The 13,872-nt window shown below is 73.6% G+C and carries 14 protein-coding genes; 5 read left to right on the top strand and 9 right to left on the bottom strand.

The window, feature by feature from the left end; genetic code table 11:
• Positions 1-95 precede the first annotated feature (95 nt).
• Positions 96-659 (bottom strand): sugar O-acetyltransferase, encoded by a 564-nt coding sequence (locus tag AC1DQF_RS11870; RefSeq protein WP_477525423.1) that lies wholly within the window; start codon positions 657-659, stop codon positions 96-98.
• A gap of 76 nt (positions 660-735) precedes the next feature.
• On the opposite strand from AC1DQF_RS11870, the gene AC1DQF_RS11865 reads away from it, so the two are divergent.
• Positions 736-1,533 (top strand): hypothetical protein, encoded by a 798-nt coding sequence (locus AC1DQF_RS11865; RefSeq protein ID WP_477525422.1) that lies wholly within the window; start codon positions 736-738, stop codon positions 1,531-1,533.
• Between the two features lie 65 nt (positions 1,534-1,598).
• Here the strand turns inward: AC1DQF_RS11865 and AC1DQF_RS11860 are convergent, their stop codons facing one another.
• The 4 genes from AC1DQF_RS11860 to AC1DQF_RS11845 all read right to left on the bottom strand — a co-directional run bounded on the left by AC1DQF_RS11860 (position 1,599) and on the right by AC1DQF_RS11845 (position 5,359).
• Positions 1,599-1,982 carry a hypothetical protein gene (locus tag AC1DQF_RS11860; protein ID WP_477525421.1) on the bottom strand — a complete coding sequence of 128 codons (384 nt, stop codon included), beginning with the start codon at positions 1,980-1,982 and terminating at the stop codon, positions 1,599-1,601.
• Positions 1,983-2,197: 215 nt separating this feature from the next.
• The gene (locus tag AC1DQF_RS11855) at positions 2,198-3,466 is read right to left on the bottom strand and encodes a hemolysin family protein (RefSeq protein WP_477525420.1); all 1,269 of its coding nucleotides are present in this window, start codon (positions 3,464-3,466) and stop codon (positions 2,198-2,200) included.
• Positions 3,467-3,572: 106 nt separating this feature from the next.
• Entirely contained in the window at positions 3,573-4,436 is an 864-nt protein-coding gene (locus AC1DQF_RS11850) for an aldo/keto reductase (RefSeq protein WP_477525419.1), read from the bottom strand.
• A gap of 41 nt (positions 4,437-4,477) precedes the next feature.
• Positions 4,478-5,359 (bottom strand): DICT sensory domain-containing protein, encoded by an 882-nt coding sequence (locus tag AC1DQF_RS11845; protein ID WP_477525418.1) that lies wholly within the window; start codon positions 5,357-5,359, stop codon positions 4,478-4,480.
• A gap of 79 nt (positions 5,360-5,438) precedes the next feature.
• Here AC1DQF_RS11845 and AC1DQF_RS11840 point away from each other — a divergent pair, with 79 nt between their 5' ends.
• A complete protein-coding gene (locus tag AC1DQF_RS11840) occupies positions 5,439-5,684 on the top strand; it encodes a hypothetical protein (RefSeq protein WP_477525417.1) in 246 nt (81 codons plus the stop codon).
• A complete protein-coding gene (locus AC1DQF_RS11835; RefSeq protein WP_477525416.1) occupies positions 5,681-6,580 on the top strand; it encodes an FHA domain-containing protein in 900 nt (299 codons plus the stop codon). Before AC1DQF_RS11840 ends, AC1DQF_RS11835 begins: the two co-directional genes overlap by 4 nt.
• Positions 6,581-6,589: 9 nt before the next feature.
• Here the strand turns inward: AC1DQF_RS11835 and AC1DQF_RS11830 are convergent, their stop codons facing one another.
• Positions 6,590-7,327: a TetR/AcrR family transcriptional regulator C-terminal domain-containing protein gene (locus AC1DQF_RS11830; RefSeq protein ID WP_477525415.1), complete on the bottom strand. Its 738-nt coding sequence runs from the start codon at positions 7,325-7,327 to the stop codon at positions 6,590-6,592.
• 77 nt (positions 7,328-7,404) lie between these two features.
• On the opposite strand from AC1DQF_RS11830, the gene AC1DQF_RS11825 reads away from it, so the two are divergent.
• Together AC1DQF_RS11825 and AC1DQF_RS11820 are read left to right on the top strand one after the other, a co-directional pair.
• Positions 7,405-8,856, top strand: coding sequence for a hypothetical protein (locus tag AC1DQF_RS11825; RefSeq protein ID WP_477525414.1), 1,452 nt, complete (start codon positions 7,405-7,407; stop codon positions 8,854-8,856).
• 42 nt (positions 8,857-8,898) lie between these two features.
• Complete coding sequence (locus tag AC1DQF_RS11820) at positions 8,899-9,870, top strand: SDR family NAD(P)-dependent oxidoreductase (protein ID WP_477525413.1); 972 nt, start codon at positions 8,899-8,901, stop codon at positions 9,868-9,870.
• Between the two features lie 40 nt (positions 9,871-9,910).
• Here the strand turns inward: AC1DQF_RS11820 and AC1DQF_RS11815 are convergent, their stop codons facing one another.
• Genes AC1DQF_RS11815 through AC1DQF_RS11805 form a run of 3 tightly spaced genes read right to left on the bottom strand, consistent with a single transcriptional unit; the run spans position 9,911 to position 13,856 of the window.
• Entirely contained in the window at positions 9,911-11,365 is a 1,455-nt protein-coding gene (locus tag AC1DQF_RS11815; protein WP_477525412.1) for a carboxyl transferase domain-containing protein, read from the bottom strand.
• A complete protein-coding gene (locus AC1DQF_RS11810) occupies positions 11,362-12,534 on the bottom strand; it encodes a CaiB/BaiF CoA transferase family protein (protein ID WP_477525411.1) in 1,173 nt (390 codons plus the stop codon). Before AC1DQF_RS11810 ends, AC1DQF_RS11815 begins: the two co-directional genes overlap by 4 nt.
• On the bottom strand, positions 12,531-13,856 hold the full coding sequence (locus AC1DQF_RS11805) for an SLC13 family permease (protein ID WP_477525410.1): 1,326 nt from the start codon (positions 13,854-13,856) through the stop codon (positions 12,531-12,533). The genes AC1DQF_RS11810 and AC1DQF_RS11805 overlap by 4 nt, the downstream gene beginning before the upstream one ends.
• Positions 13,857-13,872: the final 16 nt, after the last annotated feature.

Here is a 13,872-nt window from a genome sequence, read left to right as displayed (position 1 = left end):
GCCACTTTCCAGGCTCGGGGAATGTGGCTGACTCACCGCTCCCGCGGGCGGGGGTGGGGGCGGGGGTGGTGGGGTGGGTACGAGACGCCGGGGCCTCAGATGCTGCGGATCACCTTCGCCGGCGAGCCGACCGCCACGACACCGGAGGGCAGGTCCTGCACGACGACCGAGCCGGCACCGACGACCGTGTCCGCGCCGATGGTGACGCCGGGGCAGACGATGACGCCGCCACCGAGCCACACGTTGTCGCCGATGACGATGGGCTGCGCCGCCTCCCACTTGTCGCGGCGCGGGCCCGGGTCGATGGGGTGGGTGGCGGTCAGCAGCTGGACGCCGGGGCCGATCTGGACGTCGTCGCCGATCGTCACGGCGGCCACGTCGAGACTGACGAGACCCCAGTTGACGAAGGTCCGGGCACCGATCGTCGTCTGGTAGCCGTAGTCGCAGCGGAACGGCGGACGCACCTCGCTGTCCTCGCCGAAGGCGCCGAGCAGCTCGGTCAGCAGCGCGCGTCGCAGGTCGTGGTCGTTGGGGTCCGCGGTGTTGATCCGGTGGGTGAGCCCCTGGGCCCGTCGCGAGTCCTCGGCGATCATCGGGTCGTCCGCGATGTAGGGGTCACCGGCCAGCATCCGCTCACGCATCGTCCTGTCGTCACTCATGCCCGCCAACCTACGGGGTGCGGGGGTCCACACTGGGAGGACCAGCACGGCCCCGTCGTCCGGTCAGGAGCACCCCATGGACATCCGCACCTCAGCACTCGTCACGGGAGCGGTGCTCGCCGCCCTGGTCGCCGGCACCGGCACCGCGGCCACGGCCACGGCCACGGCCACGGCCTCGGGAGCCGACGGCCGCGGGTCCCGCTGCGCCCAGCCGGGTCCCTACGAACTCCCCCACGGGGGCCGGGCGGTCCACCTCCGCCCCGAGGACTTCACCACGCACATCGACCATCCCTACTGGCCGATGCGCCCCGGCACCACGTGGCGCTACACCGAGCGCGCGGGTCGCGAGGTCTCGACCGTGCGCGTGACGGTGACGCGACGCACCGAGCTCGTCAACTCCGTCCGCGCGCGGGTGGTCCACGACGTCGCCCGGTCCGAGGGGCAGGTCGTGGAGGACACCCGGGACTTCTACGCCCAGGACTCCGGCGGGAGCCTGTGGTACCTCGGCGAGCTCTCCCGGTCCTACGAGGACGGCCAGGTCGTCAGCACCGAGGGATCCTGGAGGTACGGGCGCGATGGCGCCCAGGCGGGCGTCATCCTCCCCGCCCGGCCGGTGGCCGGCTGCGGCTACCGCGAGGAGCACCGCGCCGGTGAGGCCGAGGACCGGGCCAGGATCCTCTCCACCTCGGAGACCCTCCGCACCCCGACCGGGCTCCACCGCGACGTCGTGCAGACCGCGAACACCACCCCGCTCGAACCGGACGTGCTGGAGAACAAGTTCTATGCCCGGGGCATCGGGCCGGTCCTCGAGCTGGACCTCTCGCCCGAGCGGGGCACTGCGGTGCTGACCCGCGTGACCCACCGCGCCCCGTAGGAACCGTCAGTTCACACCGGCGTACAGGACCACGACCGCCACCCAGACGACGGTGGCGAGCACGCTCACGAGGAGTCCGCCGCCAGCCGGGTGCGCAGCAGGTCGCTCAGCCGCTCGACCGACCCGTCCATGGCGTCGAGCTCGGCGGCGTCCACGAGCGGGCTGAGGCCGGCGGTGGTCCGGGCCAGGACCACCGGGGCCCCGCACTCCGCCACCGCCTCGGCCACGTCCGGCGGCATCTCGTCGAGGTGCAGCAGGTCCACGGGGCGACCGAGCGCGACCACCATCCGGTCCCATGCGGGCTTGCGCCGCACCCGGCCGTGGGTGATGTCGCACAGCGCGCAGTGGCGGGTGCCGCGCATCCTCCCCCAGACGTACGCCGCCTCACCGAGCAGGCCGCCCTCGGCGTCGTAGACGCCGACCAGGCTGGTCACGGGCGGGTCGCTCACGAGGTCTCCTGAAGGGGTGCGGCCGGACTGGGTCCGAGGCTAGCCCGCGTATCCGCTACCCGGTGTCCGCGACTCATGCGCACGTGCGCCAGTTACAGGTGCTGTCCTCCGGAGCGGTCGCGCACGTGCGCGACCGCCGGACCCCGACCCCATCCATACCGGCGCAGGTGCGCGACCTCCGTCGGGATCGTCGGACGGGGTGCGGCCGGACTCGGTCAGGGGTCGCGGTGCAGCGCCAGCCGGGTGACCCGGCTGCCCACGACCTCGGTGACCTCGAGCGCCCCGCCGTCCACCGCCACCTGCTCGCCGACCTCCGGGATGTGGCCGAGCAGGGCGATCACGTAGCCCGCGACGGTCTCGTAGCCACCGTCGCGCAGCACGATGCCGGTGGCCTCGGCGAAGTCGTCGAGGCTGGTGCGGGCGTCGACGTCGGAGGGGTCGCCGGACGGAGCGCGGTCGTCCACGTCGTACTCGTCACGGATGTCACCGATGAGCTCCTCGACGAGGTCCTCCAGGGTGACGATGCCGTCGGTGCCGCCGTACTCGTCCACCACGACGGCGAGGTGCACGCCCTCGTGCCGCATGGTCGCGACGGTCGGGAGCACGAGCTTGGTCCCGGGCAGCGTCAGGACCGGCCGGACGGCGTCGCGCACGAGCCGGTCGGGGGCCGCGTCGATCGCCAGCAGGTCGCGCACGTGCAGGAACCCGAGCACGTCGTCGAAGCCCTCCCCGCTCACCGGGTAGCGCGAGTAGGGCAGCTCGCGGACCACGGCGGCGGCCTGGGCCAGGGTCAGGTCACCGGCCACGAACGAGACGTCGGTGCGCGGGCGCATGACCTCCTTGATGCTCGTCTCGGTGGCCGCGAAGACGTCGCTGAGGATGCGCCGCTCCTCCTCCTCTAGGTCCACGTGGGTGGAGACCAGGTCGCGCAGCTCCTCCTCGGACAGCTGCTCGCTGGCGGCGTGCGGGTCACCGCCGAGCAGCCGGACCAGGGCGTTGGTGGACAGGGAGAGCAACCAGATGACCGGGCGCACCAGCGTCGCGAAGCGGTCGAGCACCGGAGCCACGGCCAGCGACACCGGCGCCGCCTTCTGCAGGGCCAGCCGCTTCGGGACCAGCTCGCCGAGGACCAGGGACAGGTAGGCGATGAGCAGGGTGAGCACGACCAGTGCGGTGGTCTGCGCCGCGTCCGCGCCGAGGCCGAGGTCCACGAGGTACGGCGCGAGGTCCGGCGCGAGCGTCGACCCGCCGTACGCCGCGGAGAAGAAGCCGGCGACGGTGACGCCGATCTGGACCGCGGCCAGGAAGCGGTTGGGGTCCCGGGCCACCTCGGCCACCCGGGCGCCGCGCGACCCGGTGCGCTCCATCGCCACCAGCTGGCTCTCGCGCAGCGAGACCAGGGCGATCTCGGTGGCGGCGAAGACGCCACCGACGAGGACGAACAGCAGGACCAGCCCGACGTTGAGCAGGGTCTGGGTGTCCATCAGGCGTGCCCACCCCCGCGGGCCGTGCGGCGGGACCGACCGGGGCGGGCGGGTCTGTACATGGTCGCCAGCGTACGGAGCGAGCGGCTACCGTCGGCGCGGTCGGTCAGCCGTCGAGGCGGGCCAGCTCGTCGGCGGTGAGCTCGAGGTCGGCCGCGGCGGCCGAGTCGCGCACCGACTCGGGACGCTTGGCCCCGGGGATCGGGATGACGCACGGCGACTGGGCCAGCTCCCAGGCGAGCGCGACCTGCTGGGCGCTGACGCCGCGGTCCTTGGCCACCTCGGCGAAGGCCGGGTGCTTGTCGGCCAGGCCCTTGGCGTCGTTGAGGCCACCGAGGGGGCTCCACGGCAGGAAGGCCAGGCCGAGCTCCTCGCACACGTCGATCTCGGGACGGCTGCTGAGGAACTTGGGGCTGAACTGGTTCTGCACGCTCACCAGCGCGTCGCCGAGCACGGCGTGGGCGGCGCGGATCTGCTGGGGGTCGGCGTTGGAGAGGCCGACGTGGGCGACCTTCCCGCTCGCGACGATCTCCGCGAGCGTGCCGATGACGTCGTCGTAGGACACGTCGGGATCGGGCCGGTGGTGCTGCCACAGCGCGATCTGCTCGACGCCGAGGCGCTCGAGGCTCGCGTCGACGGCCCCGCGCAGGTGGTCCGCCGTGCTGTCGGTGGCCCACTCGCCGCCGTCCTTGCGGACGTGGCCGCCCTTGGTGGCGAGCACCACGCGGTCGCGGGCACCGAGCTCGTCGAGCAGCGAGGCGATCAGGCGCTCGTTCTGGCCCTGCGCRCCGGCGCCGTCGTCACCGGGGCCGTAGGCGTCGGCGGTGTCGAAGAGGGTGACGCCCGCGTCGAGCGCGGCGGTGACGGTGTCGAGGAGCTGCTGGCGCGGCTGGGGGCCGCTCTGGTCGAAGGTCATCAGGCCGAGGCCGATGGCGCCGACCTTCTGCTGTCCGAGGGTTCGTGTCTGCATGTCCTCGACAGTACGGCGACCGCGATGGGCCGCCTCCACCCTCAGGGGCGCCGCGCCCGCAGCGTCGTACCGTCCGTGTAGGCGACCATCCGGTTGAAGACCGCGGTGGCCGCCATCGGCGACGTGCTCGGCAGGACCGGCGTGCCCTCCAGGTCGGCGAGCACGGCGGCCGAGGCCCGGGAGCCGACCGCCGCCCCGGCCTGCGCGGTGAGGACGGCCGCGTCGCGGACCACCCGGCCGTCGACCGACCAGAGCGCCTCGAAGGGGCGGTCGTCACCGACCGTGCCGTGGCCGGGCAGCTCGAAGGCCACCAGAGCCACCGCAAAGTCGGGCGCCTCGTGGACCACCACCCACTCGCGCAGCAGCGGGGACTCGGGCGGGAGGCCGACCGTCGCGGGGCGGGACTCGTCGTCGTGGGCGGCGAAGTCGGCCATCGCCACCGCTGCGCGGGCGGTGCGGGCCAGGTCCTCCCACCGGCGCCGTGACTGGCCGTAGTAGCGACCCCGCTGGAAGGTGCCGAGCAGGACGCCGCTCGACGACTGGGCCACCGCCTCGTCCTCGATGGCCCACGACAGCGCGAGCAGCGTGCGCTTGGTCAGCGTGTACGACGTCAGCTCGGGGTGGCGGCGGCTCAGGGCGGCGTACACCGACGCACTCTCCCCGAGCTGTCCGGAGCGGAGCGTCGCCGCGATGGCCTCCTCGAGGCGCAGACCGCGGTCGCGCTCCTCCACCACGCGCTGGACCGCGCGGGCGTCCTCGGCGGTGTAGCGCCGGTGCCCGCTGGGCAGCCGGACGGGCTCGGGGAACCCGAACCGCTGCTCCCAGGCCCGGACCAGCTGGGTGGAGATCCCGGCGTGCCGGGACAGCTCGCCGATGGTCATCAGCTCGTCGGACCCTTGCGGTGCGGCGACGCTCGTGTCCATACTCGCTCCATAACCTAAACAGTCTGTTGAAGTTCGTTGTGTAACTTCAGGCAGACCCTACAACACCTGGAGACTCACCATGACGCAGGACCAGACTGAACTCCGTGCCGACTCGGTCGTCGACTGGAGCGACCTCGGTCGCGAGATGTGGTCGTTCCTCACCGGCCGCCGGGCCGCGATCAACTACCAGTTCGTCGACATGGCCGTCGAGGTGCCGCGCGACACCGGCCCCAAGGCGCCGCGGGCCACCTGGAAGATCGACGGCACGCTGCGCATCTCGACCGACGACGACACCACCCGGGGTCCCGCACCGGAGGCGGCGTGACGACCCTGCGGACCCGCATCGAGGCGGACGTCTGCTTCCAGGTCGACGCCCCGGGCCGGGCTCCGGTCACGGGCTCGCTGCAGGGTCGGGGCAGCGCCCTGACCCTGCGGGTCAGCGACCCGTCGGCCTTCGCGGGCGGGGCGGACGCGGCCGGCCTGCGCCGGATCGCTGCCGAGCTCGCCGACCTGGGCGTCTCKGTGCAGGTGCGTGACGCGGACGACGTACCTCTGGTGACGCTGGGCAACGTGCGGTGCCCGTGGTGGCAGCGGCCCTTCACCCGCAGCGCCCACATGCGCGTCGCCGGACTGCGCGGGGTGGTGTCCGCGGGACGCGGGCGACTGCGTCAGGACGACGGAGCCCTCCCGGGTCCGGTGCTGGTGCCGCCGCTGACCCCGTTCCCGGTCGCCCCCACCTTCCTGCGGCGCCCGGTCCGCCGGGTCACCACGACCCACGACCCGGGCCGCGGCGGGCTCCCACGCCTGGTCGAGGTCCCCGGTGACGGCATCACCCGCACCAGTCACCCGGTGCACTGGCTCCAGGAGGACCGCGTCACCATCGGGTCCGACGCGGGCTGCGACATCGTGCTCCCCGGCCTGGCCCCGGTGCACGCCGAGGTGGTCCACGACGACGCCGACGAGTTCGTCGTCACCGCGATCGGCGACGCCGAGCTGCGGGTGCACGGTCGCCGGGTGGCGTCGTCGATCCTGCGGACGTCCTCCCGCATCGAGCTCGGGCCGGGTCCGCGCCGGATCCTGGCCTTCGTCCGCGAGGAGTACGCCGACCACGGTCGACCGCACGGAGGTCGCATCGGTGGGGAGCTCGGCCGCCAGCAGCCCCAGCCGCCGCGCGAACGGCTCCGGGTGGTCCCGGACCCCGATGACCCCGAGGACACCTAGCCCGCGCCGTCAGCCGCCGTTGCCCTCCTGTCGGACCAGCGCCAGCCGGTTGAGGAGCTCCTCCAACGCCTCCTCGAACTCGACCGCCGCCTTGTCCTCGGCGAGCTGCCGACGCAGCCGTGCGACCGTGGGAAAGTCCGAGAGACCCGGCTCGGACGGCTCCTCCAGGACGTCGAGTGGACCGACGTCCGCGCCGTGCGTGGAGACCTCGAGGAGCAGGTGGCCGAGCAGGAAGCTGGTGAAGGCGCGATAGCTCGCGACCGCGGCCTCGTCGGAGAACCCCTCGGACTCCAGACCGACCAGGAACGCCTCGACCCACTCCAGGCTGCGCAGCGGCGGGCGCAGCCAGGGCGCCTCGGGGGGGCGGGAGGCGACCAGCGGGAACGCCTTGGGGTGCGCGAGGGCCACCCGACGTACGCCGTGGGCGAGGCGCTGGACGAAGTCCTGCCAGCCGTCGGTGGGTCGGTCGAGGACCTCCTCGTCGGTGCGCATCCCCTCGACCAGCATGTCCACGAGGCCGTCGAGGAGCTCCTCCTTGCCGGAGACGTAGCGGTAGAGCGCCATGGCCTCGACCCCCAGCGCCTGGCCGAGGCGGCGCATGGTCAGGCCCGGCAGGCCCTGCTCGTCGATGAAGGTGACCGCGGCGTCCAGGATCAGCCCGCGGTCGAGCGGCGTGTGGCGGGAGGCGGGGGCCTCGCCGCTGACCAGCGCGGCGTCGRCGTCCTCCACGTCATCGGATGACGGCATCGCATCTCCTCTCGTCGCTCCCACCGTAGCCGCGGGGTGACGCCCGTGGTGCCGACCGGTCCGGCCATGATGGGTCCATGACCCATGGAGTCTCCTTCCCCGCCGACGCCGACGGCCGCCGCAGCACCACCCGGGCCGGGCGGTCCGTCGTGGCCGACGCCCTGCGCCCGGTCGACCCGGTCGGCGCCCTCGGTGCCGAGCAGGAGACGGCGTGGCGCAGCGGCTACGTGCTGCACTTCCGCCGCCTCGTCGAGGCGGGGATCGCGACCCCCGAGGCCTGGACCACGATCGCCGAGGCCGGGCTCGACGCCGTACGCCGCACGCTCGTCGTCGCCGCCCCGGACGGGACCGAGCACCCCCTCGACTCCCTGGCCACGGCGGAGGCGGTGCGCACCCTGGGCACCCACGAGGTGCTCGGGGAGGGTGAGCGCCAGGCCGAGCTCGTCGTGCCGTACCGGGGAGACGAGCTGCGCGGCGCCGGCCTGCGCGCCCAGCTCGCGGAGTGGGTCGCCCGCGGGGTCATGGAGCCGTCGGCCGCCGCCGCGGTCGAGGAGGTCGTCGACCACCCGGAGTGGCTGCGGCTCGAGGGCCGCACCGTGGCCGTCCTGGGCGCCGGTGCCGAGATGGGGCCACTCGCCGCCCTCCTCCGCTGGGGCGCCACCGTGGCCGYGGTCGACCTGCCGCGCGAGGCCCTGTGGGAGCGCGTGGAGCGCACCGCCCGGGCCGGTGCCGGGCGGCTGCTCGTGCCCTTCGACCCCTCGATCTCCGAGGACGGCGCCTTCGGCGCGGACCTCCTGGGCGAGGTCCCGGAGATCTCCGACTGGCTGGCCCGCCTCGACGGGCGGCTGGTGCTGGGCAACTACCTGTACGCCGACGGCGGCACCCACGTCCGCGTCGCCGCCGCAGCCGACGCCCTCGCCACCCGGCTGAGCGCCGCCCGCCCCGACACCGCGCTGGCCTTCCTGGCCACCCCGACCGATGCCTTCGCCGTGCCCCGGGACGCGGTCGAGCAGTCGACCCGCGCCTACCGGGAGCGCTCGAGGTCCGCCAAGGCGCTCGGGCGGCCACTGCGCTGGGCGACCCGCGGCCGACTCCTGCACCGCGCCTACCCACCCACCGCCGACCCCGGCATCAGCGACAGCATCGTCCCGGTGCAGGGCCCCAACTACGTGCTCGCCAAGCGCATCCAGCGCTGGCGGGCCGCCGTCGCCCGACGCGACGGCCAGCTGGTCTCCTTCCACGTCGCGCCCTCGACCCGCACCCGATCGGTGGTCAAGAACCGCGCCCTGGCCGCCGCCTTCGCCGGCGCCCACCGCTTCGGGGTCGAGATCTTCGAGCCGGACACCGCCAACACGCTGATGGCCGCGCTGCTCGTCCACGACCTCAGCACGGACACGCCCTCGCACGAGCACCCGTGGCAGGACGAGGCGTACGCCGCCGTGCACGGCGGCCTGTGGCGTGCGGCGTACGAGCCCCGCAGCGCGCTCGGGCTCGCCGCGGCGCTGGGCTACGCGAGCGCCCGCACCTGATCGACCGGGCGGTTCCTGACAGCCGGAGGCTACGTTCGGAGGATGACCTACACCCCCACCCCGCAGGAGCCGATCGGCTCGGGCTTCGACCGTGACACCACCGCCGACGAGGTGCTCGCCGGGATCGACCTCACCGGGCGGACGGCCCTGGTGACCGGCGGCTACTCCGGCATCGGCCTGGAGACGACGCGAGCCCTGGCCAGGGCCGGCGCGAAGGTGATCGTCCCCGCGCGACGCCCCGAGACCGCCGCCGAGGCGCTCGCCGGCATCGACGGCGTGTCCGTCGAGACCCTCGACCTGGCTGACCTCGCCAGCGTCGAGGCGTTCGCCGGACGGGTCCTGGACAGCGGGGTCACCCTCGACATGGTCATCGACAGCGCCGGGATCATGGCCTGCCCCGAGACCCGGGTCGGACCGGGCTGGGAGGCGCAGTTCGCCACCAACCACCTCGGACACTTCGCGCTGCTCAACCGGCTGTGGCCGGCGCTGGCCCCGGGCGCCCGCGTCGTGAGCGTCTCCTCGATGGGTCACCTCAGCAGCCCGATCCGCTGGGACGACCTGATGTTCGAGACGGACTACGAGAAGTGGACCGCCTACGGCCAGGCCAAGACCGCCAACGTGCTCCTCGCCGTCCACCTCGACCGGCTGGGCCAGACCCACGAGCGCGGCAAGGGCGTTCGTGCCTTCGCCCTGCACCCCGGCGGGATCCTCACCCCGCTCCAGCGGCACCTGCCCCGCGAGGAGCAGGTGGCGATGGGCTGGTTCGACGAGGACGGCACGCCGCGCGCGGAGTTCAAGACGACCGAGCAGGGCGCCGCGACCCAGGTGTGGGCGGCGACCTCGCCGCAGCTCGAGGGCAAGGGCGGCGTCTACTGCGAGGACGTCGACGTGGCCGTGCCGTACGTCGAGGACGGCGCGCGCCGTGGGGTGCGCGACTGGGCCACCGACCCCGAGCAGGCGGCCCGGCTCTGGCAGGTCTCGGCCGACCTCACGGGCGTCGACGCCTTCGCCTGAAGCGCCCGCTCGACACCACGCTCAGGCCAGGAAGGCCCGGTCAGCCGTCGACCGCCATGCTGACGAGCAAGGCGGCGCACTCCGCCGCGACGGCTCGGGCGAGCGTCTCGGCGCTGTCGTCGTCGCGCTCGGGGACGATGCGGTGGACGGTCCCGTTGGCGGCCAGGTCGAGGGCGCGGACCTGCTGGCGGGTGGCCATCTCCTCGGCGTGCGTGGTGTCGCCGTGCACGATGACGCTGGCCCCCTCGGGCGGCAGCGGCGAGAGCCACGCGTGCTGCGCGGCGAGCACCCGCCGGGCGGGCAGGAGCGCCAGTGCCCCGCCGCCGCACCCCTGACCGAGTAGGACGGCCAGGGTCGGCACGCGCATCCTGGTCATGGTCGCGATGCATCGGGCGATCTCGCCGGCCACCGCCCGCTCCTCGGCGAAGACCGAGAGGTCGGCGCCGGGGGTGTCGATCACGGTGACGAGCGGCAGGCCGAGCTCCTCGGCGAGGTTCATCGCGCGGCGCGCCTCGCGCAGCGCGGCCGGCCCCATGGCCCGGTCCGCGTCCTGCCGGGTCCGGTCCTGGCCGACGAGCACGCACGGCTGGCCGTCGAGCCGGGTCAGCGCCACGATCACGGTCTCGTCGCGCTCGCCCTCGTCCGTGCCCCGCAGGCGCAGGGTGTCGCTGGCGCCGTACCGCAGCAGGTCCCGCACACCTGCCCGTCCGGGGAGGCGGGTGATGCCCACCGACTCCCAGGCGGTGCGGGTGGTGAGGGCGGTGGGGTCGCGCCGCGGCAGCGCGGGCGGCTCGGGCCGGTCGAGCAGCACCCGCAACGACCTGTCGACCAGCTCGGGCAGGTCCTCGGCCGCGACGACGGCGTCGATGACGCCCTTCGCGGCGAGGTTCTCGGCCTGCTGGACGCCCGCCGGGAACGGCGTGCCGTGGAGCGCCTCGTAGACCTTGGGCCCGAGGAAGCCCACCAGCGCGCCGGGCTCGGCGACGGTGACGTGGCCGAGCGAGCCCCACGAGGCGTAGACGCCGCCGGTCGTGGGGTGGCGCAGCTGCACGAGGTAGGGCAGCCCGGCAGCCTTGTGGGCCCCGATCGCCCGGGTGATCTCCACCATCTCGACGAAGGCCGGGGTGCCCTCCTGCATGCGGGTCCCGCCCGACGCCGTGGTGGCCAGGAGTGGCAGCCCCTCGGCCGTCGCGCGTCGTACGGCGGCGGTGATGCGACCCGCCGCGTCCCGCCCGATCGAGCCGGCGAGGAAGCGGAACTCGTTGGCGACCACGGCCACCGGCCGGCCGCGGACCAGCCCGCGGCCGGTGATCACGGACTCGTCCGTGCCCGCCTTCTCCCGCGCGGCCCGCAGCTCGCGCTGGTAGCCCTCGTCGTGGCCGGAGATGTCGATGGGCCGGTCCCACGACTGCCACGAGTCCGTGTCGAGCACGAGCTCGAGCAGCTCCTCGGCACCCCAGCGCCGGCGGGACTCCGGGGTGGGCGCGTCACTCACTCCCGCTCCTCCAGCCAGCTGCGGAGGGCCTCGCCGTGCTGGTCGAGCAGCGGCGGCGCCGAGTGGTCGTGCCGGGTGGTCTCGCTGCCCGAGGAGTCGAAGAAGCGCAGCGGCGGTCCCGGCAGCGTGACCGTGCCGAGCGAGGCGTGCTCGACGTCGACCAGCAGCCCCTGGCTCCGCGTCTGGTCCCACTCGTAGACCTCGTCCAGGCTGCGCACCTTGCCAGCGGGTACGCCGACCTCGTCGAGGCGGGCGAGCAGCGCCGCGGCGTCGTACTCGGCGAAGGCCGCCTCGACGACCTCGATGGTGCGCTCGCGGGCGCCGACGCGGTCGCGGTTGGTCTCCAGGCCGGGGGTGGCCGGGTCGATGCCGAAGCCGTCGCACAGCCGGCGCCACAGGCCCTCGCTGCCCACCGCGATCTGCACGGCACCGTCACGGCAGCGGAACAGTCCGTACGGCGCGATCGAGGGGTGGTGGTTGCCCTGGGCCCGACCGACCTCGCCGGCCACCGTCCAGCGGGTGCCCTGGAAGGCGTGCACCCCCACGAGCGCCGACAGCAGGGAGGTGCGCACGACCTGGCCGCGACCGGTGGTCGAGCGCTCGTGGAGCGCGGCGAGGACGCCGTACGCGCCGTACATGCCGGCGAGCAGGTCGCCGATCGGTACGCCGACCCGCTGCGGGTCGTCGGGACCGGAGCCGGTGAGGGACATGACGCCGGCCTCGCCTTGGGCGATCTGGTCGTAGCCGGCCCGACCGCCCTCGGGGCCGTCGTGGCCGAATCCGGTGATGGACAGCACCACGAGCCGCGGGTTGCGCTCCACGAGCGAGTCGATCCCCAGGCCCAGGCGCTCGAGGACACCGGTACGGAAGTTCTCGACGAGCACGTCGGCGCGATCCACCAGCTGCAGGAGCACCTCGCGGTCGGCGTCCGCCTTGAGGTCCAGGGCGATGGACTCCTTGTTGCGGTTGGTCGAGAGGAAGTACGTCGACTGGCGATCGTCCTCGGGCCCGACGAAGGGCGGGCCCCAGCCGCGGGTGTCGTCCCCGTGGCCCGGCGCCTCGACCTTGACGATGCGAGCGCCCAGGTCGCCCAGCATCATCGTGGCGTGCGGTCCGGCCAGCGCGCGGGTGAGGTCGACGACCAGGATCCCCTCCAGCGGGCCGGTCACGAGCCCCACCCCGGCAGGACCAGGGCAGCCCACACGGCCAGCGGACCGACCAGCGTGACGATGATGCCGTAGGTGAGGATCTGCTTGTAGTAGACGGGCTCGCTGATGGAGTCGGGTCGGTTGGCCAGCATGAGCGCGCCGTTGGTCGAGAACGGGCTGACGTCGACGATGGTCGACGACACCGCCAGGGCCGCGACGAACAGCCCGGCGTTGATGCCGCCGTCCGCGATGAGGGGCACCGCGATCGGGATGATGACCGGAAGCAGGGCGGTGGAGGACGCGAAGGCCGAGACGACGCCACCGACGTAGCACAGGACCAGCGCGCCGATCGCGGCGACGCCGAGTCCGGCGGCCCAGTTGCCGACGAACTCCGGGGAGCCGGCGGTGGTGAGGATGGTCGCGTAGGTGCTGACACCGGCGACCAGAAGCACGGTGGGCCAGGCGATCTGCTTGACCGCGTCCTTGTGCTCGTTGGGCGCCAGCATCGCGAGGATGACGGCGGCGGTGATGGAGACGAAGCCGATGTTCTTGTCGAAGATCAAGGACACGAGCGCGACGGCGACGAACGCGACGAGGGTCAGGAGCTGGTCGCGACGGACGCCGACCGCCTGGGTGCCGGTGGGGATGGACGTGCCGTAGCCGCGGGCCGGCACGGTCGCGCCTCCCCGGTGCAGGTCCTCGTCGAGCGTGTCGGGCTCGTCGGGGTCGATGCGCATCGCCATCAGCTTGCGACCGCCGAGCACCACGAACAAGATCGCGGCCATCACCGTGTTGACGACGAGGCTGGCCAGGAAGACGGTGATCTCGCTCGACGGCAGGCCCGCGTCCTCCATGACGGAGTTGGTGATGACGCCGTAGATGCTGATCGGCGAGAAGCCGCCGGCCTGGGCGCCGTGCACGACGAACATCCCCATCATCAGCGGGCTGATGCCGTAGCGCCCGGCGAAGCCGAGGGCGATCGGGCCGATGATCGCGCAGGCGGCCGGGCTGACGGCACCGATGCCGGTCAGCACGGCGGTCACCGCGAACATCACCCACGGGATCAGCGCCACCCGTCCACCGACGGCTCGTACGGCGGTGCGCACGATGAGGTCGACGGTCCCGTTGTTGCGCGCGATGGCGAACAGGTACGTGACCCCGATCAGGGTGAGGATCAGGTCGCCGCTGACCCCGCTGAGGATCTCCTTCTCATCGAGGTCCAGGGCGTACATGCCCACGAACCACGCCGCGACGTACGCCAGCGCCCCCATGTTGATGGGCAACACCGTGCCCACGACGAACAAGGCGACCAACGCGAGGATCGCTACCCATTCCGCTCCCATAGGGGGCTCCTTCTGC

The organism is Nocardioides sp. P4_G4 (assembly GCF_056401085.1).
This window is presented reverse-complemented; position numbering and strand designations above follow the sequence as displayed.

Bases quoted from the DNA above. Each gene is read 5' to 3' on its own strand.
- AC1DQF_RS11870 (WP_477525423.1), bottom strand. From the start codon at position 659: ATGAGTGACGACAGGACGATGCGTGAGCGGATGCTGGCCGGTGACCCC.
- AC1DQF_RS11840 (WP_477525417.1), top strand. From the start codon at position 5,439: ATGACGCAGGACCAGACTGAACTCCGTGCCGACTCGGTCGTCGACTGG.
- AC1DQF_RS11845 (WP_477525418.1), bottom strand. From the start codon at position 5,359: ATGGACACGAGCGTCGCCGCACCGCAAGGGTCCGACGAGCTGATGACC.
- AC1DQF_RS11820 (WP_477525413.1), top strand. From the start codon at position 8,899: ATGACCTACACCCCCACCCCGCAGGAGCCGATCGGCTCGGGCTTCGAC.
- AC1DQF_RS11805 (WP_477525410.1), bottom strand. From the start codon at position 13,856: ATGGGAGCGGAATGGGTAGCGATCCTCGCGTTGGTCGCCTTGTTCGTC.
- AC1DQF_RS11865 (WP_477525422.1), top strand. From the start codon at position 736: ATGGACATCCGCACCTCAGCACTCGTCACGGGAGCGGTGCTCGCCGCC.
- AC1DQF_RS11855 (WP_477525420.1), bottom strand. From the start codon at position 3,466: ATGGACACCCAGACCCTGCTCAACGTCGGGCTGGTCCTGCTGTTCGTC.